This window comes from Methylobacterium sp. PvP105 (genome assembly GCF_017876975.1).
Classification (GTDB): Bacteria; Pseudomonadota; Alphaproteobacteria; order Rhizobiales; family Beijerinckiaceae; genus Methylobacterium; species Methylobacterium radiotolerans.
This window is the reverse complement of the sequence record NZ_JAGIPA010000001.1, coordinates 2,810,669-2,829,891: the sequence shown is the minus strand read 5'-3', so window position 1 is coordinate 2,829,891 and position 19,223 is coordinate 2,810,669. Positions and strand designations below refer to the sequence as shown.

Annotated in this window: 18 protein-coding genes; 11 read left to right on the top strand and 7 right to left on the bottom strand. The window is 72.1% G+C overall.

Going from position 1 to position 19,223, the window contains the following annotated elements; genetic code table 11:
* Positions 1-99: 99 nt before the first annotated feature.
* Positions 100-369, top strand: a complete 270-nt coding sequence (locus tag J3A75_RS13410) for a hypothetical protein (protein WP_012318778.1) — start codon at positions 100-102, stop codon at positions 367-369.
* Between the two features lie 19 nt (positions 370-388).
* On the opposite strand, the gene J3A75_RS13405 is transcribed toward J3A75_RS13410, so the two are convergent.
* The 3 genes from J3A75_RS13405 to J3A75_RS13395 form a co-directional block, all read right to left on the bottom strand.
* Positions 389-1,342 (bottom strand): DMT family transporter, encoded by a 954-nt coding sequence (locus J3A75_RS13405; protein ID WP_012318777.1) that lies wholly within the window; start codon positions 1,340-1,342, stop codon positions 389-391.
* Between the two features lie 114 nt (positions 1,343-1,456).
* The gene (locus J3A75_RS13400; protein WP_012318776.1) at positions 1,457-1,837 is read right to left on the bottom strand and encodes a hypothetical protein; all 381 of its coding nucleotides are present in this window, start codon (positions 1,835-1,837) and stop codon (positions 1,457-1,459) included.
* Between the two features lie 427 nt (positions 1,838-2,264).
* Positions 2,265-3,107, bottom strand: coding sequence for a DUF1932 domain-containing protein (locus tag J3A75_RS13395; RefSeq protein ID WP_070999307.1), 843 nt, complete (start codon positions 3,105-3,107; stop codon positions 2,265-2,267).
* An 88-nt stretch (positions 3,108-3,195) separates the two neighbouring features.
* Here J3A75_RS13395 and J3A75_RS13390 point away from each other — a divergent pair, with 88 nt between their 5' ends.
* Positions 3,196-3,417 (top strand): antitoxin MazE-like protein, encoded by a 222-nt coding sequence (locus J3A75_RS13390; protein WP_024830355.1) that lies wholly within the window; start codon positions 3,196-3,198, stop codon positions 3,415-3,417.
* Positions 3,414-3,740: a type II toxin-antitoxin system PemK/MazF family toxin gene (locus J3A75_RS13385; RefSeq protein ID WP_070999305.1), complete on the top strand. Its 327-nt coding sequence runs from the start codon at positions 3,414-3,416 to the stop codon at positions 3,738-3,740. The genes J3A75_RS13390 and J3A75_RS13385 overlap by 4 nt, the downstream gene beginning before the upstream one ends.
* A gap of 80 nt (positions 3,741-3,820) precedes the next feature.
* On the opposite strand, the gene J3A75_RS13380 is transcribed toward J3A75_RS13385, so the two are convergent.
* Complete coding sequence (locus J3A75_RS13380; RefSeq protein ID WP_012318772.1) at positions 3,821-5,023, bottom strand: pyridoxal phosphate-dependent aminotransferase; 1,203 nt, start codon at positions 5,021-5,023, stop codon at positions 3,821-3,823.
* A 200-nt stretch (positions 5,024-5,223) separates the two neighbouring features.
* On the opposite strand from J3A75_RS13380, the gene J3A75_RS13375 reads away from it, so the two are divergent.
* A complete protein-coding gene (locus J3A75_RS13375) occupies positions 5,224-6,249 on the top strand; it encodes an LLM class flavin-dependent oxidoreductase (protein WP_024830356.1) in 1,026 nt (341 codons plus the stop codon).
* A gap of 110 nt (positions 6,250-6,359) precedes the next feature.
* Entirely contained in the window at positions 6,360-7,388 is a 1,029-nt protein-coding gene (locus J3A75_RS13370) for a fumarylacetoacetate hydrolase family protein (RefSeq protein ID WP_029361308.1), read from the top strand.
* 114 nt (positions 7,389-7,502) lie between these two features.
* On the opposite strand, the gene cysN is transcribed toward J3A75_RS13370, so the two are convergent.
* From cysN to J3A75_RS13355, 3 genes are read right to left on the bottom strand one after another with little or no spacing between them, the layout of a single operon-like run.
* Entirely contained in the window at positions 7,503-8,933 is a 1,431-nt protein-coding gene (gene cysN, locus J3A75_RS13365) for a sulfate adenylyltransferase subunit CysN (protein WP_012318769.1), read from the bottom strand.
* On the bottom strand, positions 8,933-9,892 hold the full coding sequence (gene cysD, locus J3A75_RS13360) for a sulfate adenylyltransferase subunit CysD (protein ID WP_012318768.1): 960 nt from the start codon (positions 9,890-9,892) through the stop codon (positions 8,933-8,935). Before cysD ends, cysN begins: the two co-directional genes overlap by 1 nt.
* Entirely contained in the window at positions 9,889-10,731 is an 843-nt protein-coding gene (locus J3A75_RS13355) for a phosphoadenylyl-sulfate reductase (protein WP_209650284.1), read from the bottom strand. The genes cysD and J3A75_RS13355 overlap by 4 nt, the downstream gene beginning before the upstream one ends.
* A gap of 265 nt (positions 10,732-10,996) precedes the next feature.
* Here J3A75_RS13355 and J3A75_RS13350 point away from each other — a divergent pair, with 265 nt between their 5' ends.
* From J3A75_RS13350 to J3A75_RS13325, 6 genes are all read left to right on the top strand, one after another.
* Complete coding sequence (locus tag J3A75_RS13350; protein WP_010686224.1) at positions 10,997-11,512, top strand: Lrp/AsnC family transcriptional regulator; 516 nt, start codon at positions 10,997-10,999, stop codon at positions 11,510-11,512.
* A 111-nt stretch (positions 11,513-11,623) separates the two neighbouring features.
* A complete protein-coding gene (locus J3A75_RS13345) occupies positions 11,624-13,393 on the top strand; it encodes a sulfite reductase flavoprotein subunit alpha (protein ID WP_024830361.1) in 1,770 nt (589 codons plus the stop codon).
* A 236-nt stretch (positions 13,394-13,629) separates the two neighbouring features.
* On the top strand, positions 13,630-15,480 hold the full coding sequence (locus J3A75_RS13340; RefSeq protein WP_012318765.1) for an NADPH-dependent assimilatory sulfite reductase hemoprotein subunit: 1,851 nt from the start codon (positions 13,630-13,632) through the stop codon (positions 15,478-15,480).
* A gap of 391 nt (positions 15,481-15,871) precedes the next feature.
* Positions 15,872-16,171, top strand: coding sequence for a hypothetical protein (locus tag J3A75_RS13335; RefSeq protein WP_209650283.1), 300 nt, complete (start codon positions 15,872-15,874; stop codon positions 16,169-16,171).
* 130 nt (positions 16,172-16,301) lie between these two features.
* Positions 16,302-16,568: a hypothetical protein gene (locus J3A75_RS13330; RefSeq protein WP_012318763.1), complete on the top strand. Its 267-nt coding sequence runs from the start codon at positions 16,302-16,304 to the stop codon at positions 16,566-16,568.
* Between the two features lie 430 nt (positions 16,569-16,998).
* A complete protein-coding gene (locus J3A75_RS13325; RefSeq protein WP_024830363.1) occupies positions 16,999-19,179 on the top strand; it encodes a TonB-dependent siderophore receptor in 2,181 nt (726 codons plus the stop codon).
* Positions 19,180-19,223: the final 44 nt, after the last annotated feature.

The following is a 19,223-nucleotide window of genomic DNA, read 5'->3' as shown; positions in this document are numbered from 1 at the left end:
CGCGGATGGGACCAATCGGCGTCTGAACCGTTGACCGACACACCCTCCGCCCGCCTCGGCGGGCGGAGCCGATTCGGACAGACATCCGGGAGTAGCCCCATGAAGAAGCTTCTGATCGCGACCCTCGCCCTCGCGCCGCTGGCCTACGCGGGCGCCGCGGAGGCCCAGGGCACGGCGCGCGGCGCCCAGCGCGGCGTCGAGGACGGCACGGCCGCGGCCGGCCCCGTGGGCGGGGTCGTCGGCGGCGCGGTCGGCGCGGCGACCGGCACGGTCGGCGGCGTGCTCGGCACCGATCCGGACCCGGCCCGCCGGGCGCGCGAGAACCGCCGCGAGGAGCGGATGGAGCGCCAGGAGCGCCTCGGCCGCTGACAGGTTCCGGCCGGTCGCCTCAGGCGGCCGGCCGCGCCTCCCGGCGGATCGTCTCCTGCGCCAGGAGGTACAGGCCCGATCCGACGACGATCATGGCGCCCGCCACGGTCCAGCGGCTCGGGACGTCGCCGAACAGCAGGAAGCCCAGCGTCACCGACCACAGCAGCTGCGTGTAGATGAACGGCGCCAGCACGTTGGCCGGGGCCCGGGCATGGGCCATCACCAGCAGCCAGTGGCCCAGCGTCCCGAACAGCGCCACCCCGAACAGCAGCGCCCAGTGGGTCAGGCTCGCCGGGCTCGTCCAGATCCAGGGCAGGAGCGGGGCCATCAGCGCGAGCCCCGCGAGCCCCGTGTAGAACATGGTCGTGGCGGTCGAGTCGTAGGCCGCGAGCTTGCGCGTGATGATCGCGTAGAAGGCGTAGACCACGACGTTGGCGACGCAGAGCAGCGCGGCCGGATGCATCCCGCCGACGCCCGGCCGCACGATCACCAGCACGCCCAGGAAGCCGACGCCGATCGCCGTGAGCCGCGCCCGCGACGACCACTCGCCAAGCAGCGGCCCGGCGAGCAGCGCCACGGTGAGCGGCGCGGCGAACTGGATCGAGATCGTCTCGGCGAGCTGCAGGTAGCGCAGGGCCAGGAAGTTGAGGGCCGTGGAGGCGAAGAGCAGCAGGGAGCGCGCGATCTGCAGCGGCAGGCGCCGGCTCTTGACCACGCCCGGCGTGCGCACCGGGTTGATGAACAGCGAGATCATGGCGACGCTGGCCGCGTAGCGCATGAAGGTGGTGACCAGGGGGTCGACGCCGGCCCGTGCCAGGGTCTTGCCGCAGGCGTCGAGGCTCGCGAAGAAGGCGACGGCCCCGCACATCAGGGCGATGCCGACGATCCGCCGGCGGCCGGCGAGCTCGGCCTCCGGATCGGCGCGCGTCGCGGCGCTGTCGTCGGGGACGGAGGTCGCGACCTGCGTGCTCATGCCTGACCAATCTCGGTAGAGGCCGAAATCCCTGCCACGCCCGGCGCCGCGCCGGTATCCGTCGGCGCGCAGGGGAACCATGCAGCCGGCACGGTCGCCCGCGCCGGCGGGGGCTCAGCGCTTCGCCGCGACCTTCTCGGCGACGGGCGCCCTCTCGGCGGAGGCCGTCTTGGTCGCGGCCTTGGCGAGCTTCGGCTTGGGCGGCGTCGCGCCGGCGATCAGGGCGGCGAGGTGCGACTGGTCGAGCCCCGCGGCGGCGCGCGCGGGCGCAGCGGGAACCGGCGCCGCCGCGGCGACCGGCGCGGGCGCCAGCGCGGCGGCCCGCTCGACCCGGCGCGGCTCGATGGAGCCGGTCGCGGTGGGCTCGGCGAGGCTCGCCGTCGCGACCGCGGGGGCGGCGGACTCGCGCTGCACCCGCAGGGTCCAGTGCGCGGCGGTGGAGAGCGCGGCGATGCCGAGGATCGCCTTGATGCCGCTGGTGAGCAGGGCTCGCATGGTCGTCAGGCCCGAGAGAACGCGGTTACGCGGAACCGGATCCCCGGCCCGGACGCATCATCGCGCGGGAGCGTGAACGAAGCCGCAACGGCCCCGGCCGCCCCTGTCCCGGAACGGGGCAGGGCCCCGCGCCCGCGACAAGTCCGGCGGGCGGGATCGGGCGGGAAATCATGTGGGCCATGCGCCGGACCCGCGGTTCCTGTTCCCCGCGCTCCCGACACTCCTGCAGCGACTCGGCCCACTGAGCCTCACAGGAACGGTCCAGAGAACTGGTCCGGACCGCCCCGTCACTGCCGACCCCGCCGCCATGCAGGCCCGAGCGGGCTCGCGAAACCTTCAGGCGCATCGGCCGCTGGGGACAGCCCGTGTAGAGGGTGACAGCCGAGCCGGCAACAGAGGCGGGGCCGTTTCGGCGGCCCCGCGGCGATCAGCGCTCCGCCGCGGCCGCGGCGAAGCGCATCAGCGCGGCGATCTCGGCCGCGCCGTCCTCCGCGGCGAGGCGGCGGTAGAGCGCGGCGTAGCCGGCGAAGACCTGCCGCCCGACCGCGTCGGGACCGAGGAACCCGGCGATCTCCTCCATCTCGGGCGCCCAGCGGTGGGCCTTCGGCGCCATGTCGGGCAGGCCCCTGGCGAACCGGGCCAGCAGCGCCGGCTCGTTCTCGGCGAGTTCGGCCAGCAGCGCCTCGCCGGCGCCGGCGCGATCGGCGGCGCCGATCACGAGCGCGGCGAGCGCCGTCAGGCCCTTGTTGAGGCCGGCATAGCTCATCTTGAGGCCGGAGGCGGCGCCGACCGCGCCGGGGCAGACGCGCAGGTCGAGGCCGAGGTCGCGCAGGACCAGCGCGGGAGCCGTATCCGCGCCCGAGACGTAGACGCGCGGCCCCCGGCTGCCGGGCTGCGGCGGCAGGCCCAGGATCGCCCCGTCGAGGAACGGCGTGCCGGTGGCCGCGACGACCCCGGCGATGCGCCCGACCGTCTCCGGGCTGACGGCGTTGGCGTCGATGTAGACCGGCTTGCGCGGGGCCGCCGCCAGGGCGGGCGCGAGCCGGCGGGCGAGCGCCTCCGCGTCGGCGGGCGGCACGATCGCGAGCAGGAGGTCGGCGGCGGCGAGCTCGCCGTCCCCGGCATGCGCCATGCCGGCGGCCGCGGCCCGGGCGCGGCTCGCCGCCCCGCGCCCGTCCAGGGAGGTCAGCACGCGGGCGCCGTGCCCGGCGAGCCGGGCCCCGACGGCGCTGCCCATGGCGCCCGGGGCGATCACCGCGACGGTGGGCATGGCGAGACTCTCCAGGGCACGTGATCCCACCATAGTAGTCAGCAGGGCCGGCAGAGCCTAGGATGCCAAACGATCGGATCCCCCGCCCATGACTCAGACCAAGCCGAGGGAAGGCTCGCCGAAGAACTTGCGCTATCGCCGCGTGCCGCAACGCGACGGCATGAAGCTCATACGCCTCTGGGTGCCTGATCCGGCGAGGCCGGACTTCATCGAGGAGGCCGCCCGGCAAGCCGCAATTCTGAGGGGGGCCCCCGAGGAAGCCGAAGCTCTCGACTTCATCGAATCAGCGTTCGACTGGCCCGAACCGTGACGCGCGGTGACATCGTCACCGTCTCCCCGCCAGGGGCTTACGGCCAGCCGCGTCCTGCCGTCGTCGTGCAATCCGACTGGCTCACAGGGACCGTTAGCATCCTTGTCTGCCTCATCACGAGCACGCTCCGCGACGCACCGCTCTTCCGGCTGACCGTCGAGCCGAGCCCCGCCAACGGCTTGCGAAGCACTTCGCAGATCGTGGTTGACAAAGTTATCGCGCTGCCACGGGCGAAATGCGGTGCCCTCATCGGCCGACTTGAACGCGACACCCTCGCAGCCCTGAGCCGGATGCTCGCCATCGTGCTCGGCCTTGCCGACTGATACAGCGATCTGGTTCCGCACGCTCGATCCCGCAGGCGTGGAACGCTCCGCGGGATGACCGGACAGCAGGGCTCCTGCTCCTACCGCAGCGAGCCGCAGAAGCGCTGGATGCGCCGGCAGGCCTCCTCCAGCACCGCGTTCGACGTCGCGTAGGAGATGCGCAGGTTCGGGCCGAGCCCGAAGGCCGAGCCGTGGACCGCGGCCACGCCCTCAGCCTGGAGCAGCTCCATGACGAAGTCCTCATCGGTCTCGATGGTCTTGCCGGCCTCGGTCTTCTTGCCGATCAGCGCCGCGCAGGACGGGTAGACGTAGAACGCGCCCTCCGGCGTCGGGCAGGTCAGCCCGTTGGTCTGGTTGAGCATCGACACGACGAGGTCGCGCCGGCCCTGGAAGGCGGCCCGGAACGTGGCGAGGTGATCCTGCGGCCCGTCGAGGGCGGCGACCGCGGCCCATTGCGCGATCGTGCTGGCGCCGGAGGTCTGCTGGCCCTGCACGAAGTCCATCGCCTTGATGAGCTTCTCCGGGCCGGCCGCGTAGCCGATGCGCCAGCCGGTCATGGCGTAGCCCTTCGAGACGCCGTTCATGGTCAGCGTCCGCTCGAGCAGCTGCGGCTCGACCTGGACCGGCGTGACGAACTCGAAGTCGCCGTAGGTGAGGTGCTCGTAGATGTCGTCGGTGAGGATGTGCACGTCCGGGTAGCGGAGCAGCACGTCGGTGAGCGCCTTCATCTCGGCGCGGGAATAGGCGGCGCCCGACGGGTTCGACGGCGAGTTGAGGACGATCCACTTGGTCTTCGGCGTCAGCACCCGGTCGAGCTCCTCGGCCTGGAGCTTGAAGCCGTGCGCCATGTCGGTGTCGGCGAAGACCGGGGTGCCGCCGCACAGGCCGACCATCTCCGGATAGGACACCCAGTAGGGGCGGGGGATCACCACCTCGTCGCCGGGGTTCAGCGTGGCGAGGAAGGCGTTGTACAGCACCTGCTTGCCGCCGGTGCCCACGATGGTCTGCGAGACCTTGTAGTCGAGCCCGTTCTCGCGCTTGAACTTGCGCACGATCGCCTCGCGCAGGGGCACGATGCCGGAGACCGGCGGGTAGCGGGTCTCGTTGCGGTGGATCGCGTCGATCGCCGCCTGCTTGATGTGCTCGGGCGTGTCGAAATCGGGCTCGCCCACCGACAGGCTGATGACGTCGACGCCGGACGCCTTCAGGTCCCGGGCCTTCTGGGTCATCACGATGGTCGCGGACGGCTTCACCCGCGAGAGGACGTCGGCGAGGAGAGCCATGGCGTGCGGTGCTCCGGATCAAGTGGGCGAGGGATGCCCGGGCGCCGCCCATATTGCGGCGCGGCGGACCCTAGGCCGGGGACGCTGAGCCGGCAAGGCGGTGCGCAGCACGCAGCCGACGCTCGCGCCCGGCGCGCGGCGCAGGGCTCTCCTGCGCGGCCGCCCTCGCTTTGCCGGATCATCGTTACCAGATCCTGCCCATGACCCCGCTCTCCGTCCTCGACCTCTCCTTCGTCAGCGCCGAGTCCACCCCGGCGCGGGCCCTGCACGACACCCTGGCGCTCGCCCGCCACGTCGACGGCCTCGGCTACCGGCGCTACTGGCTCGCCGAGCACCACGCCCTGCCCAACGTGGCGAGCCCGGCCCCCGAGATCATGATCGGCCAGATCGCCGCCGCGACCCGTAACCTCCGGGTCGGCTCGGGCGGGATCATGCTGCCGAACCACGCGCCGCTGATGGTGGCCGAGCGCTTCCGGGTGCTGGAGGCCCTGTTCCCGGGCCGCATCGATCTCGGCCTCGGCCGGGCGCCGGGCACGGACGGCCTCACCGCGCGGGCGCTGCGCCGCCGCGAGGCCCCGGGGGAGGGCGGCGGGGACGACTTCCTCGACCGCCTGCAGGAATTGCTGTTCTGGGACGGCGGCTTCCCGGAAGGTCACCCGTTCGCGCGGATCGAGGCGAGCCCCGCGGGCGTGCCGCTGCCGCCGATCTTCCTGCTCGGCTCCTCCGATTACAGCGCCCGCCTCGCCGGCGAGATCGGCTGCGGCTTCGGCTTCGCCCAGCACTTCTCCGGGATGCCCGCGGAGCCGCCGATGCTGGACTACCGGAACCGGTTCCGGCCGACGCGGCTCGGCGCGAAGCCCCACGCGATCCTGGCGGTGGCGGCGATCTGCGCCCCCACGGACGCGGAGGCCGAGCGGCTGGCGGCCAGCGCGCGGCTGGCGACGCTGCGGCGGGAGCGGGGCGAGTACCGGCCGCTGCCGAGCCTCGCCGAGGCGCTGGCCTACCCGTATTCCGACGGCGAACGGATGCAGATCGAGCGCGGCCGCGACCGCCTGCACGTGGGCGGCCCCGAGACCCTGCGGGCCCGGCTCGCCGACATGGTCGCGCGCACGCAGGCCGACGAGCTGATGATCGTCACGGCGATCCCCGATCAGGCCGCGCGGCACCAGTCCTACGCGCTGCTGGCGCGGGCCTGGGGGCTCGGCGCCGACTCACAGGCGGCCTGAGCCGTCACCCGGACCCCGCCGCGGGTCCTGGCGGCGCCGCCGCCGGCCGTGCAGGCTCCGCCCGGTTCACGCCCGCGACCAGACGGGCCGACCGGAGGAGGAGAGGCAGCATGGGCAACCGACGCGAATTCCTGACCGCCACGGCCGCCGGCCTGGCCGCCGCCGCGGCGCCGGCCCGCGCCGCCGAGGAGCAGACGGCGGCGCCGAGATCCACGCCGGCGGGGGCACCCCCCTTCGGCATGCCCCGCGACATGGTCCTCCTCAACATGCGCCGCGGCGACGGCTACGCCCTGGGCGTGAAGACGAAGGACGGCGTCCTCGACGTCGCCGCCGCCGGCCGGGCGCTCGGGATGCCGGTCCCCGCCGACATGGACGACCTCCTCCAGAACGGGCGCGGCCCGGCGCTGCGGGCGCTGATCGACGCGGTCGAGGCCGCCCCCGACGGGCGCTTCGTGCTGGCGGAATCCGGCATCGCCTACGCGCCGGTGGTCACGCGGCCCGAGAAGATCATCATGATGGGCTTCAACTACCGCCACCACGCGGAGGAGACCGGCACGCCGATCCCCAAGGACCCGCCGCTGTTCAACAAGTACAACAACGCCCTGAACCACCACGGGGGCACGATCGCGCTGCCGACCCAGGCGGCGCGGGAATTCGACTACGAGACCGAGCTGGTGATGGTGTTCGGCCGGGAATGCCGGAACGTGTCCGAGGCGGACGCCCTCGATTATCTCGCCGGCTACTGCACGGGCAACGATTTCAGCGCCCGGGACCTCCAGACGCTGACCTCGCAGTTCATGATCGGCAAGACCTCGGACGGGTTCGCCCCGCTCGGCCCCTACCTGGTGACCGCCGACCGGGTGAAGGACCCGAACAATCTCAAGCTGAAGACGCTGGTCAACGGCCAGGTGCGCCAGGACTGGAGCACCAACGACATGATCTTCAACTGCCGCCAGCTCATCAGCTTCGCGTCGAAGGTGATGACGATCCGGCCGGGCGACATCTTCTACACGGGCACGCCGCAGGGCGTGATCTTCGGCGAGAAGATCCCGCGCAAGGACCGGGCCTGGCTGAAGCCCGGCGACGAGGTGGTCTCGGAGCTGGAAGGGCTCGGCGCACTGCGCTTCAGGCTGGTCTGATCCGTCGTCCGAGCGGTGCGACCCGCACCGTCATCACCGACGCGACGCGCGGCCGGCCCCCTCTCCTGTGCGGGAGACGGGGGCCCGCGCGCGAGCCGCGTCGCGCGCCCGGCCTCAGCGCCCGAACAGGCGACCGAGACGGGCGAGGATCCCGGCCCCTTCCGCGGGCTTCGCACCGGTCGCCGCACCGGTCGCCGCACCGGGCGTCGCCGCCTGCGCGGCCTCCGCCTTCGGCGCCAGGACCAGCCCGAGGGCCGCCGTGTCGGTGGTCTCGCGGTCGATCAGGATCAGGCTGCCGGTCTCGCGGTTCTCCGCGTAGGCGTCCACCGCCACCGGCCGGTCGAGGCGCAGGGCCACGTCGGCGATGTCGTTGGCCGACAGGCGCTCGGCCGGGCCGGGCTTGCCGGTCTCGGGGTCGATGCGCGAGACGATCCGCTCCACGGTCGCGGTGACCGTGGCGGTGCCGATCTTGGCGAACAGGCTGGCGCCCGGCGCCAGATCGGTCTCGGCCGCCCAGAACAGGCGCGCGTCGAGGGTCTCGGTGACCCGCATCGGCGCGCCCGTCGCCACGATCACCTGCCCGCGCGAGGCGTCGATCTGATCGGCGAGCACCAGGGTCACCGACTCGTCCTCGCCGGCCTCGGGCAGGTCGCCGTCGGCGGTGTAGATCCGCGCCACCGTGGAGGTCCGGCCGGAGGGCTGCACCGTCACCGAATCGCCCGGGCGCACCCGGCCGCTGGCGATCCGGCCGCTGTAGCCGCGGAACTCGGAATTGGGCCGGTTGACCCACTGCACCGCCATCCGGAACGGCGCGTTGAGCGCCTCCGCGTGGACCGGCACGGTCTCGAGGTAGTGGAGCAGGGTGCCGCCCGTGTACCAGGGCGCCGCGACGCCCGCGTCCACGACGTTGTCGCCGTTCTTGGCCGAGAGCGGGATCGCCTTGACCTCGGCGAAGTTCAGCCCGCGGGCGAAGTCCGAGAACCCCGACACGATGCCGTCGAAGGTGCCCTGCGCCCAGCCGGCGAGGTCCATCTTGTTCACCGCGAGCACCACCCGGCGGATCCCGAGATTGGAGACCAGCAGCGCGTGGCGCCGCGTCTGGCGGGTCAGGCCCTGGCGGGCGTCCACCAGGATCACCGCCACGTCGGCCGTCGAGGCGCCGGTGGCCATGTTGCGGGTGTACTGCTCGTGGCCCGGCGTGTCGGCCACGATGAAGGAGCGCCTGTCGGTGGAGAAGAACCGGTAGGCGACGTCGATGGTGATACCCTGCTCGCGCTCGGCCTGGAGGCCGTCCACCAGCAGCGCGAGGTCCACCTCCGCGCCCTGCGTCCCGTGCTTGCGGGAATCCCGCTGGAGCGCCGAGATCTGGTCGTCGAAGATCTGCTTGGTGTCGTGCAGGAGCCGCCCGATCAGGGTCGACTTGCCGTCATCCACCGAGCCGCAGGCGATGAAGCGCAGCACCGCCTTGTTGCGGTGGGCGGTGAGGAAGGCCGCGTAGCCGGCGGCGCGGTCGGCGAAGGCCGTGGGAGCCTGGTGCACCGTCATCAGAAGTACCCCTCCTGCTTCTTGCGTTCCATGGCGCCGGCCCCGTCCTTGTCGATCACCCGGCCCTGGCGCTCCGAGGTCCGGGCGGCGAGCGTCTCGCCGATGATCTCGGGGAGCGTCGCGGCGTCGCTCTCCACCGCGCCGGTCAGCGGGTAGCAGCCGAGCGTGCGGAAGCGGACGAGGCGCTGCTGCGGGGTCTCGCCGGGCTCGAGCGGCAGCCGCTCGTCGTCGACCATGATCAGCTGGCCCTCGCGCTCCACCACTGGCCGCTCCTGGGCGAAGTAGAGCGGCACGATCGGAATGTTTTCCTGCTCGATGTAGAGCCAGATGTCGAGCTCGGTCCAGTTCGACAGCGGGAAGACCCGCAGCGACTCGCCGCGCTTCTTCTTGAGATTGTAGAGGTGCCAGGGCTCGGCGCGCTGGCGCTTCGGGTCCCAGCGGTGCTGCGCGGTGCGCAAGGAGATGATCCGCTCCTTGGCGCGGCTCGCCTCCTCGTCGCGGCGGGCGCCGCCGAAGGCGGCGTCGAACTTGTGCTTGTCGAGCGCCTGCCGCAGGGCCTGCGTCTTCATCACGTCGGTGTGGACCTCGGAGCCGTGGCTCACCGGGCCGACGCCGCGGGCGAGCCCGTCGGGGTTGGTGTGGACGAGAAGGTCGAGGCCGAGCTCCTTCGCCCGGGCGTCGCGGAAGGCGATCATCTCGCGGAACTTCCACGTGGTGTCGACGTGGAGCAGCGGGAACGGCAGCCGCCCGGGCGCGAAGGCCTTGAGGGCGAGGTGCAGCAGGACCGAGGAATCCTTGCCGATCGAGTAGAGCATCACCGGGTTCTCGGTCTCGGCGACCGTCTCCCGGAAGATGTGGATGGCCTCGGCCTCCAGCCGCTTGAGGTGGCTGAGGCGGTCGGCGGTCTGTGCGGACGCGGGGGCGCTCGGCTGCACGGCGGCGGCGAGGGCGGCGCTCATCGGGCGAACTCCGGCTGGCGGGCTGTCTGATTCGGGGTGGTCTTGAAGGCGGCGGGCTCGAGGATTGCGGGCTCGAGGATTGCGGGCTCCTGGCCCGGCTGCACCGACGCGCCGGGGCGTCCGACGTGTAGGCCGCACTCCTTCTTGTCTTCCTGCTCCCACCACCAGCGGCCGGCCCGCTCCGGCTCGCCGAGCCTCACGGCCCGGGTGCAGGGGGCGCAGCCGATCGACGGGAATCCGCGATCGTGCAGGACGTTGTAGGGCACGAAATTGTCGCGCACGAAGCGGTCGACCTGCTCCCGCGACCAGTCGGCGAGCGGGTTCAGCTTGATCAGGCCGCGCTCCGCGTCGAGCGCGGCGAGCGGCGTCGCGGCGCGGTTGGCCGACTGGCCGGCCCGCAGCCCGGTGAGCCAGCCGCTCGCGCCGGCGAGCGCGCGGCCGAGCGGCTCGACCTTGCGGAAGCCGCAGCAGGCCTGCCGGGCGGCGACCGAGCGCCGGAAGCCGTTGATGCCCTCGGCCCGCACGAATTCCTCCGCGGCCGCGCGCTCGGGCGCGTAGGCGGTGATCCGGATGCCGTAGGCCGATTCGGTCTCGGTCCAGGTGTCGTAGGTCTCGGCGAAGAGGCGGCCGGTATCCAGGGTGACGATCTCGACGCGCCCCTTCGCGAGGCCCGCCATGGCCAGGGCGTGGGTGAGTGCCTGATCCTCGACCCCGAGGCTCGTCGTGAAGACGAGGCGGCCGGGGATCTCCGCGGCGATCAGGTGGAGGCGGCCTGGAAGGTCGAGCCCGGACAGCCGCTCCGCGAGGGAGTCGGCCGCCTGTCGGTCCGGACGGGTCATCGCGCCATGTCCCGGGGTTCGCGTGATGGAAAGGCCACGGCCCGCGCCGCGCCTGTTGTCGAGCGGTCGAAATGTTCGCTATACCGAACGAAGTCAAGGCGCCCCGGCGCGCTCGACCGGGTCGGACCGGCGGTTCGGCGTGCGGTTGCGCACAGCTTCCGGCGCGGGCAGCATGGGCCCGAGGTAAAAGATTCTTCTCACCGGTGCCGGTAGACACGTATATGCGCCCGCGCCCCGCGCGCGGCGGAAGCCCACGGAGACGGCTTTGGACGCGATCGATCTGAAGATTCTCGCCCTGCTGCAGACGGACGCCACGCTGTCCATCGCGGCGATCGGCGAGCGCGTGGGCCTGTCGCAGACCCCGTGCTGGAAGCGCATCCAGAAGCTGGAGGCCGACGGGGTCATCGACCGCCGGGTCGCGGTGCTCGACCCGGTGAAGCTCGGCCTCGGGCTGACCGTGTTCGTGTCCATCGAGACGGCCGACCATTCCCAGGAGTGGCTGCAGCGCTTCGCCGCAACCGTCTCGGCCATGCCGGAGGTGCTCGAGTTCTACCGGATGGCCGGCGACGTGGACTACATGCTGCGGGTCGTCGTCGCCGACATGCAGGCCTATGACAGCTTCTACAAGCACCTCATCGCGGTGCTGCCGCTCAAGAACGTCACTTCCCGCTTCGCCATGGAGAAGGTGAAGTCCACCACGGCGCTGCCGCTGCCGGCGCCGCCCAAGAACGGGCGGCACCTGCCGGGGACGGCCCCGGTGCTGGCCGTGGTGGGAGAATGATATTCTCTTTTTTCGCAGCGCAGCGAATGTGATGTCCTATACGCCGCCCGTTCTGCAAAACGAACGTTTCTCGATTGACACAGGCCCTACCGGCCCCGACATGGTCCCGTGATGTCCCGCCCCAATCTCCTCCCGCGCACCGCCCCGTTCGGGGACGGCGAGCGCGCCAGCCTCGACGCGGTGCTCGGCACCGCGAGCCCCACGCAGCGCGCCTGGCTCGCCGGCTTCCTGGCCGGGCTCGACGCCGCGGGCGGCCAGCCGGCCGCGGTGCCGGCCGCCCCGCCCAAGGCCGCCGCGCCGCTCACCGTGATCTACGCCAGCGAATCGGGGAACTCCGAGGCGCTCGCCGGCAACGTCGCCAAGCTCGCGCGCAAGCAGGGCTTCAAGCCGAAGGTCGTGGACTTCTCCGACCTCGACGTCGCGACCCTGCCCAAGGCCGGCAAGCTGATCGCCATCGCGGCGACCTGGGGCGAGGGCGAGCCGCCGGCCCGGGCCGTGCGGGCCTACGGCGAGCTGATGGGGGAGGGCGCCCCGCGCCTCGACGGCGTCGAGTTCGCGGTCCTGTCGCTCGGCGACACCTCCTACGCGGAGTTCTGCGCCATCGGTAAGGCGCTCGACGCGCGCTTCGAGGCCCTGGGGGCTAAGCGCGCCGCCGAGCGCGCCGACCTCGACCTCGACTTCGAGAAGCCCGCCGCCGACTGGATCAAGGGCGCGCTGAAGGCGCTCGCCCCGGCGGAGCAGCCCGACAACGTCGTGGCGGTGGACTTCGCCCGCGCCGGCGCCGGCGAGGACGACGAGGCCGAGCCGAGCCGCGAGCCCCTGGTGGTCGAGGTCGTCGAGCACGTGAACCTCAACTCGTCGCGCTCCGACAAGGAGACGATCCACCTCGCGCTGGCCTTCGAGGACGGCGCGCCGGCCTACGAGCCGGGCGACTCGCTGGAGATCTTCCCCGAGAACGACCCGCAGCTGGTGGACGAGATCCTGAACGCCGCCGGTCTCGCGGGCGACGAGGCCCTGCGCCGGGCCCTGCTCGCCGAGCGGGACATCACCACGCTCTCGGCCGCCACGATCGAGCGGTTCGTCAAGGCCACCGGCCACGCGGACGCGCAGACGCTCATCGACAGCGGCGAGGCCAAGGCCTGGATCGAGGGCCGGCACCTGATCGACCTGCTGGAGACCTACCCGGCGAAGCTCACGGCCGAGCATATCGGCACGATCACCCGGCCGCTGCCGCCGCGGGCCTACTCGATCGCCTCCTCCCGCAAGGAGGTGGGCGACGAGGTCCACCTCGCCATCGCGGCGGTGCGCTACGAGACCCACGGCCGGGCCCGCTCGGGCGTCGCCTCGGTCCACGTCGCCGACCGGATCCGCGACGGCGCCAAGCTGCGGGTGCGGCTGAAGCCGAACCGCCACTTCCGCCTGCCGCAGGATCCGGCCACCGACATCATCATGGTCGGCCCCGGCACCGGCGTCGCGCCGTTCCGCGCCTTCGTGCAGGAGCGCCGGGCCGTGGAAGCCCCCGGGCGGTCGTGGCTGTTCTTCGGCGACCGGCACTTCACCCACGACTTCCTGTACCAGCTCGAGTGGCAGGACGCCCTGGAGGACGGGTCGCTCACCAAGATCGACGTCGCCTTCTCGCGGGACCAGCCGGAGAAGGTCTACGTGCAGGACCGGATCACCCAGCACGCGCAGGAGCTGGTCTCCTGGCTGGACGGGGGCGCGCATCTCTACGTCTGCGGCGACGCGAAGAACATGGCCAAGGACGTGCGCGCCGCGGTCGTGAAGGCCTACGAGACGGCCAAGAGCCTGAGCGCCGCCGACGCCGAGGCGCAGGTCGCGGCTCTGGAGCGCAGCCACCGCTACCAGCAGGACGTTTACTGAGGACACACCGCTCCCCGCACCGCGGGGGGCCTTCGACGAGATGCGGCAGAGACAGGCGTGACGCAGGTCCCCTCTCCCGGGCGGGAGAGGGGCAGGGTGAGGGATCAGGTCGTTCCGGAGAGGGCGCAGCCCTCACCCCGAGGTCGCGGATCCGGTTCCAGTCCTGCACCGGCTTCGCTCCGCTCGCCCCCTCCCCACCGGGGAGGAAGACGCGTTCAGACAGACGGATTCACCCCATGGACGACCACAGCCCCCGCGACGCCGCCGAGACCCCGGCCCCCGGCCCTGCCGCCACACCGGCCAAGCGCGTCTACGAGACCCCGCCGACCTCCCGGCCGATCACGGATGCCGAGGCCGCGCGCGCGGAGAAACTCGCCGCGAACGAGCACATCAAGATCGCCAGCGGCTACCTCCGCGGCACGCTGGCGGACGGGCTCCTGAAGCACGCCACCGGGGCGATCTCGGAGGATGACGGGCAGCTCGTGAAGTTCCACGGGATGTACCTGCAGGACGACCGCGACCTGCGCCCCGAGCGGACCAAGAAGAAGCTCGACAAGGCCTACAGCTTCATGATCCGCCTACGCATCGCCGGCGGCGTCATCACCCCGAAGCAGTGGCTGATCCTCGACGACATCGCCCGGACCTACGCGGGCGGGGCGCTGCGCGCGACCACGCGCCAGACCTTCCAGTACCACGGCGTGATCAAGTCGAACCTGAAGCGCACGATGGCCGCCATCGACGGCGCGCTGCTCGACACGATCGCGGCCTGCGGCGACGTCAACCGCAACGTCATGGCGGCGACGAACCCGGCCCAGACCGGCGCCCACAAGGCCGCCTACCAGCTCGCCAAGGACATCTCCGACTCGCTGCTGCCGAAGACCAGCGCGTGGCGCGAGATCTGGCTCGACGGCGAGCGCGTGGTCGGCGGCGAGGACGAGGCCGAGGTCGAGCCGGTCTACGGCCGGACCTACCTGCCGCGGAAGTTCAAGACCGTCGTGGCGGTGCCGCCCTCCAACGAGGTCGACATCTTCGCCCACGACCTCGGCTTCATCGCGATCCTCGACAAGAAGAACCAGGTCACCGGCTGGAACGTCACGGTGGGCGGCGGCATGGGCATGACCCACGGCGAGCCCGACACCTTCCCGCGCACCGCCGACGTGATGGGCTTCGTGAAGCCCGAGGACGCCCTGAAGGTCGCGGAAGCCGTGATGACGGTCCAGCGCGACTGGGGCAACCGCAAGAACCGCAAGAACGCCCGGCTCAAGTACACGATCGAGCGCTACGGCCTCGACGCCTTCCGGGCCGAGGTGGAGAAGCGGGTCGGCAAGAAGCTCGGCGCGCCCAAGCCCTTCACCTTCACGGGCAACGGCGACCGCTACGGCTGGGTCGAGGGCGACGACGGCCGCCACCACCTGACGCTCTACGTGCCCTCGGGCCGGATCAAGGACATCGACGGCGGCCCGCAATTCCTCTCGGGTCTGCGCCGCATCGCCGAGGTCCACCAGGGCGATTTCCGCCTGACCGGCAACCAGAACGTGATCATCGCCAACGTCCCGGCCGAGAAGCGCGCCGAGATCGACGCCCTCGTCGATGAGTACGGCCTGACCCGGGGCGCGAGCGCGCTCCGGCGCAGCTCGCTCGCCTGCGTGGCCCTGCCGACCTGCGGCCTCGCGCTGGCCGAGAGCGAGCGCTACCTGCCGGACCTGATGACCGAGCTGGAGGAGAGCCTCGCGTCCCACGGGCTCGCCGAGGAGGAGATCACGATCCGCTCCACCGGCTGCCCGAACGGATGCGCCCGGCCGTTCATCTCCGAGATCGGCCTCGTGGGCCGCGGCCCCGAGCGCTATCACCTCTATCTCGGCGCGGCCCACGACGGCTCGCGGCTGAGCAAGCTCTACAAGGAGGACGTGGCGGCCTCCGAGATCCGCGACACCCTCGACCCGCTGTTCGCCGACTACGCGAGGGGCCGGCAGCCGGGCGAGCATTTCGGCGACTACCTGATCCGCGCCGGCCACGTGGCCCGCACCACCAACGGCCCGGACTTCCACGACCGGACCGGCGCCCTCAAGCCGGCCACGCTCGGCTGACGGCAGCCCCCGGGCGCGTCCGGGACGGGGTTCCCGGGCGCGCCGAGGCCGCCGCGGCAGGGCCGCGGATCGCGTGCTCCGGCCCCGCCTCGCCCTGACCCATCGCGCGCACCGAACCCGGACCGGTCCCGGGCTGCCGGAGCGCGGCGGGAGGCGCGACGGCGATCGCCCCCCGAGAGGCATCTCTCCCGCGCACCGTCCCGGACGGCCGCCCGGGCGCCCCTGAAGCGCTGCCGGGGACTCGGCCGCGCGCTCGGCCCCCCGCCCGGCGAACCCTGCCCCGGCCGCGGATCGCCGCAGCTACGCCCGTCCCGCGGCCGCGATGAGAATGAACGTTCATTGACATGAGAATGAACGTTCATTACAAGGGTGGGGCAAACAGGAGCGCGCGATGGCTCTCACCCTCGAAGGCCGCTGGTCCGATATCGATGCCCAGCGCTTCGGCGCCCGCGGCCCGGGCGCGCTCGCCCTCGTCCGCAGCGTCTGCACCCCCGCCAACCTGACCTTCGGCGCCGTCCTGGCCCTCGCTTGGCTGGCGCTGATCAACTGGACCGGCGCCGGCCCGGATGGCTGGCAGGCCCGGATCTGCGCGGACCTCCGTCAGGGACCGCAATCCTGCGCCGTCGCCAGCCTGGGCAAGGATCAGAGCCGCGTCGCGCCGGTCGCCGCCGCGGCGCAGCCCGGGTCGTGACCGGCGCGGCGGACGGGGCGCCGGAGACCGCGGCCACCCGCCCGCCCGGCGCGCGCACATCCTCGACGCCGCCGGGGCCCGTTGCGCGCGCGCCGGCTTTCACCGCACCGCCCTGCAGGACCTCGGCCGCGTGGCCGCGACCCTGCGGGCGGAGATCCGGTCGGCATCGACCCGCAACCCGGACAGCGCCCCCATGACGGCGCGGAGCGGGGCCGGGAGCGGCGACCGGTTCGCCGCGACCCCGTCGGGGCGCGCCACCGCGCCGGACTGCGACCCGGCCGCGCTCCCCGATTCCGACGTCGCCGCGGCGATCGCCCCGCTCCGCGCGCGGCTCGACGCCGGGCTCGACGGCCGCCTGCCGACCCCGGCGCTCCCGGATCGGCCCGCGGCCCGCTGATCCCGGCGCCGCTGCGCGCCCCCGGGCCCCACCGGCGACGCGCCCTCACCGCCGCCATCACCGATCGCGGGCCGGATCCGGCGCGCGGTACGCCGGCCGGCCCGCGACCCCCCCCTCGCGCGGGCCGGCCGGCCGTTCTCACGGGCGACGCCGCGTAGCCCCCGGCGGGGCGCGTCGCCGTGAGTCGGCCCGCGCCCGGCGCGCCCCGGGCCGTTGCCGGTTGCAAAGCCCAGCATTGCACACGCAAAGGTCGGTATCTTTGAATCATTTCAAAGCATTGCCGCTCAAAACGTGCCTTCCGCGCCACATCCGGGCAGAGGATGCGCGCGTCACCCGCGGCTTTCCCGATCGGCGTTGAGAAAAGACGGCGTATGCAATCTAGAAATACCGCATCGCGTCGATACGTCGCTCTTGAGAACGATTTTAAAGCATGTCTGCCGCCCGGATCGACGTCGTCGATCGCATCAAATACTGCCGGTCGCGCCTGAATTTCTGCAGCACTGGGCTCGCGACGTCGCTCCTTCTGCTCGCGCCGACAGAGATCCGCGCGCAATCCGAGCCGGTCGCCGACGAGGTCGTTCTCTCCGAACTCAGTGTTGCGGGCACGGGCCCCGTCAGCGAGCGGGCCGACGGTCCCGTCGTCGGCTACCGGGCGACGCGCTCCGCGACCGCCACGCGCACCGACACGCCGGTGCGCGACTCGCCGCAATCGATCAACGTCGTGCCCCGCTCGGTGATCACCGACCAGCAGGACCTGCGGCTGACCGATGCCGTGACCAACGTCAGCAACGTGGTTCTCGGCAGCACGGTGCAGGGACGGTCGCAGAACTACCTGATCCGCGGCTTCTCCACGCAGGTCTTCGCCGTCGACGGCGTGCTGGTCGATCCGGCCATCAACTTCTACCCGGTGACGCGCGACCTCGTGGATGCGGAGCGCGTCGAGGTGATCAAGGGACCGGCCTCGGTGCTGTTCGGGCGGGGAGATCCCGGCGGCGTCATCAACATCGTGACCCGCCGGCCGACATTCGAGCCCACGGCCGACGCGAGTGTTCAGGGTGGCAGCTTCGGCTTCCGGCGCTTCCAGGGCTCCGTGTCGAGCGCGCTGCCCGCCGTCGAAGGACTCGCCGCGCGCCTGAGCTTCGCCGCCCAGGAGGATCCGACCTTCCGCAATTACGGCGGCGACACCAACCGGCGCGTCTTCGTGGCGCCGGCCTTCAGCTGGACGCCGAGCGCCGACACCCGGGTCTACGTGAACTCGGAATTCACCAACCAGCACACCCAGTACGACGAGGGGCTGGTGGCCTTCCGCGGCCGCGTCCCGCTCGACAACATCGGCCGGTTCTACGGTGAGCCGTCCTCGCGCTACTTCGGCGCCTTCAACACGATCACCATGCGGGCCGAGCACGACGTCAACGAGAACCTGACGCTCCGGCAGGTCATCGCCGGGCAATGGGGCACGTTCGACGTGTTCGCCGCCCGTGCCCTATCGGTCAACAATGCCGGCACGCTGCTGAGCCGGCGTGAGGCCACGGTCAACTCGCGCTTCGCCGCGGTCGACAGCCAGACCGAGGCCGTGATGAAGTTCGACACTTTCGGCTTCGCCCATACGGCGCTCCTCGGGCTCGAGTACTCGAACGGTTTCCGCCACGCCTTCTCCCAGCAGGGCAACCTCGCCCCGGTCAGCTTCCTCAACCCGATGTTCGGCGCGGCCTTCCAGCCGCTCCAGTTCCAGGCCGACCTGAAGCAGAAGCTGGAGGTGTTCGGGCTCTACGCCCAGGACCAGATCGTGCTCGCGCCGGGCTTGCAGCTCGTCGTCGGGGCCCGGTTCGATCTCGGCAGCCAGTACTATTTCAACCGCCAGCCGGCCTCGCGGACCCAGCCGCCCGAGCAGACCCTGTTCGGCGCCTCGCCGCGGGTCGGACTGATCTACCGGCCGTTCGAGCCGCTGACCTTCTACGCGAGCTACGCCACGTCGTTCCTGCCGCAGACCGCCAGCGTGCTGAACGTGGCGAGCCCCCCGCCCAGCACGGGCGAGCAGGTCGAGGCCGGCACCCGGGTCGATCTCACGCCCGGCCTGACCCTGAGCGCGGCCGCCTTCCAGATCGTCCGGGACAACGTCGCGGCCACCGACCCGCGCAATCCCACCTTCTCGGTCATCACCGGCCAGCAGCGGTCGCGGGGTGTCGAGGCCGATCTCGCCGGTGAGATCCTGCCCGGGTGGAGCATCATCGGCAGCGTCGGCCTGATCGACGCGCGGATCACCAAGGACACGACCTTCGCGGTCGGCAACCGGCTCGCCGGCGTGCCGGTGTTCAGCGGCAGCCTGTGGACGACCTACGCGTTCCAGGACGGCCCGCTGCGCGGGCTCGGGCTCGGCTTCGGCGTCACCCATGTCGGCCGACGCTACGGCGACCTCGACAACAGCTTCACCGTGGGCGCCTACAACCGGCTCGACGCGCTCGTGTACTACGATTTCGACGCCCACTGGCGCCTGTCGGTGAACATGCGCAACCTGACGAACGCGCGCTACATCGAGGCGCCGACCAACGCGACCAACAACACCCCCGGGGCGCCGTTCACGGTGCTGGCGACGATCACCGCCCGGCTCTGACGGGCCGAAACCTGCGCGGGGCGGGCCCCATCGAACGATGGCCC

Coding starts and splice junctions, on each gene's coding strand:
- J3A75_RS13410 (WP_012318778.1), top strand. CDS start 100: ATGAAGAAGCTTCTGATCGCGACCCTCGCCCTCGCGCCGCTGGCCTAC.
- cysD (WP_012318768.1), bottom strand. CDS start 9,892: ATGAGCGCCGCCCTCGCCGCCGCCGTGCAGCCGAGCGCCCCCGCGTCC.
- J3A75_RS13395 (WP_070999307.1), bottom strand. CDS start 3,107: ATGCCCACCGTCGCGGTGATCGCCCCGGGCGCCATGGGCAGCGCCGTC.
- J3A75_RS13325 (WP_024830363.1), top strand. CDS start 16,999: ATGTCTGCCGCCCGGATCGACGTCGTCGATCGCATCAAATACTGCCGG.
- J3A75_RS13380 (WP_012318772.1), bottom strand. CDS start 5,023: ATGGCTCTCCTCGCCGACGTCCTCTCGCGGGTGAAGCCGTCCGCGACC.
- J3A75_RS13390 (WP_024830355.1), top strand. CDS start 3,196: ATGACTCAGACCAAGCCGAGGGAAGGCTCGCCGAAGAACTTGCGCTAT.
- J3A75_RS13370 (WP_029361308.1), top strand. CDS start 6,360: ATGGGCAACCGACGCGAATTCCTGACCGCCACGGCCGCCGGCCTGGCC.
- J3A75_RS13405 (WP_012318777.1), bottom strand. CDS start 1,342: ATGAGCACGCAGGTCGCGACCTCCGTCCCCGACGACAGCGCCGCGACG.
- J3A75_RS13355 (WP_209650284.1), bottom strand. CDS start 10,731: ATGACCCGTCCGGACCGACAGGCGGCCGACTCCCTCGCGGAGCGGCTG.
- J3A75_RS13340 (WP_012318765.1), top strand. CDS start 13,630: ATGGACGACCACAGCCCCCGCGACGCCGCCGAGACCCCGGCCCCCGGC.
- J3A75_RS13335 (WP_209650283.1), top strand. CDS start 15,872: ATGGCTCTCACCCTCGAAGGCCGCTGGTCCGATATCGATGCCCAGCGC.
- J3A75_RS13375 (WP_024830356.1), top strand. CDS start 5,224: ATGACCCCGCTCTCCGTCCTCGACCTCTCCTTCGTCAGCGCCGAGTCC.
- J3A75_RS13400 (WP_012318776.1), bottom strand. CDS start 1,837: ATGCGAGCCCTGCTCACCAGCGGCATCAAGGCGATCCTCGGCATCGCC.
- cysN (WP_012318769.1), bottom strand. CDS start 8,933: ATGACGGTGCACCAGGCTCCCACGGCCTTCGCCGACCGCGCCGCCGGC.
- J3A75_RS13345 (WP_024830361.1), top strand. CDS start 11,624: ATGTCCCGCCCCAATCTCCTCCCGCGCACCGCCCCGTTCGGGGACGGC.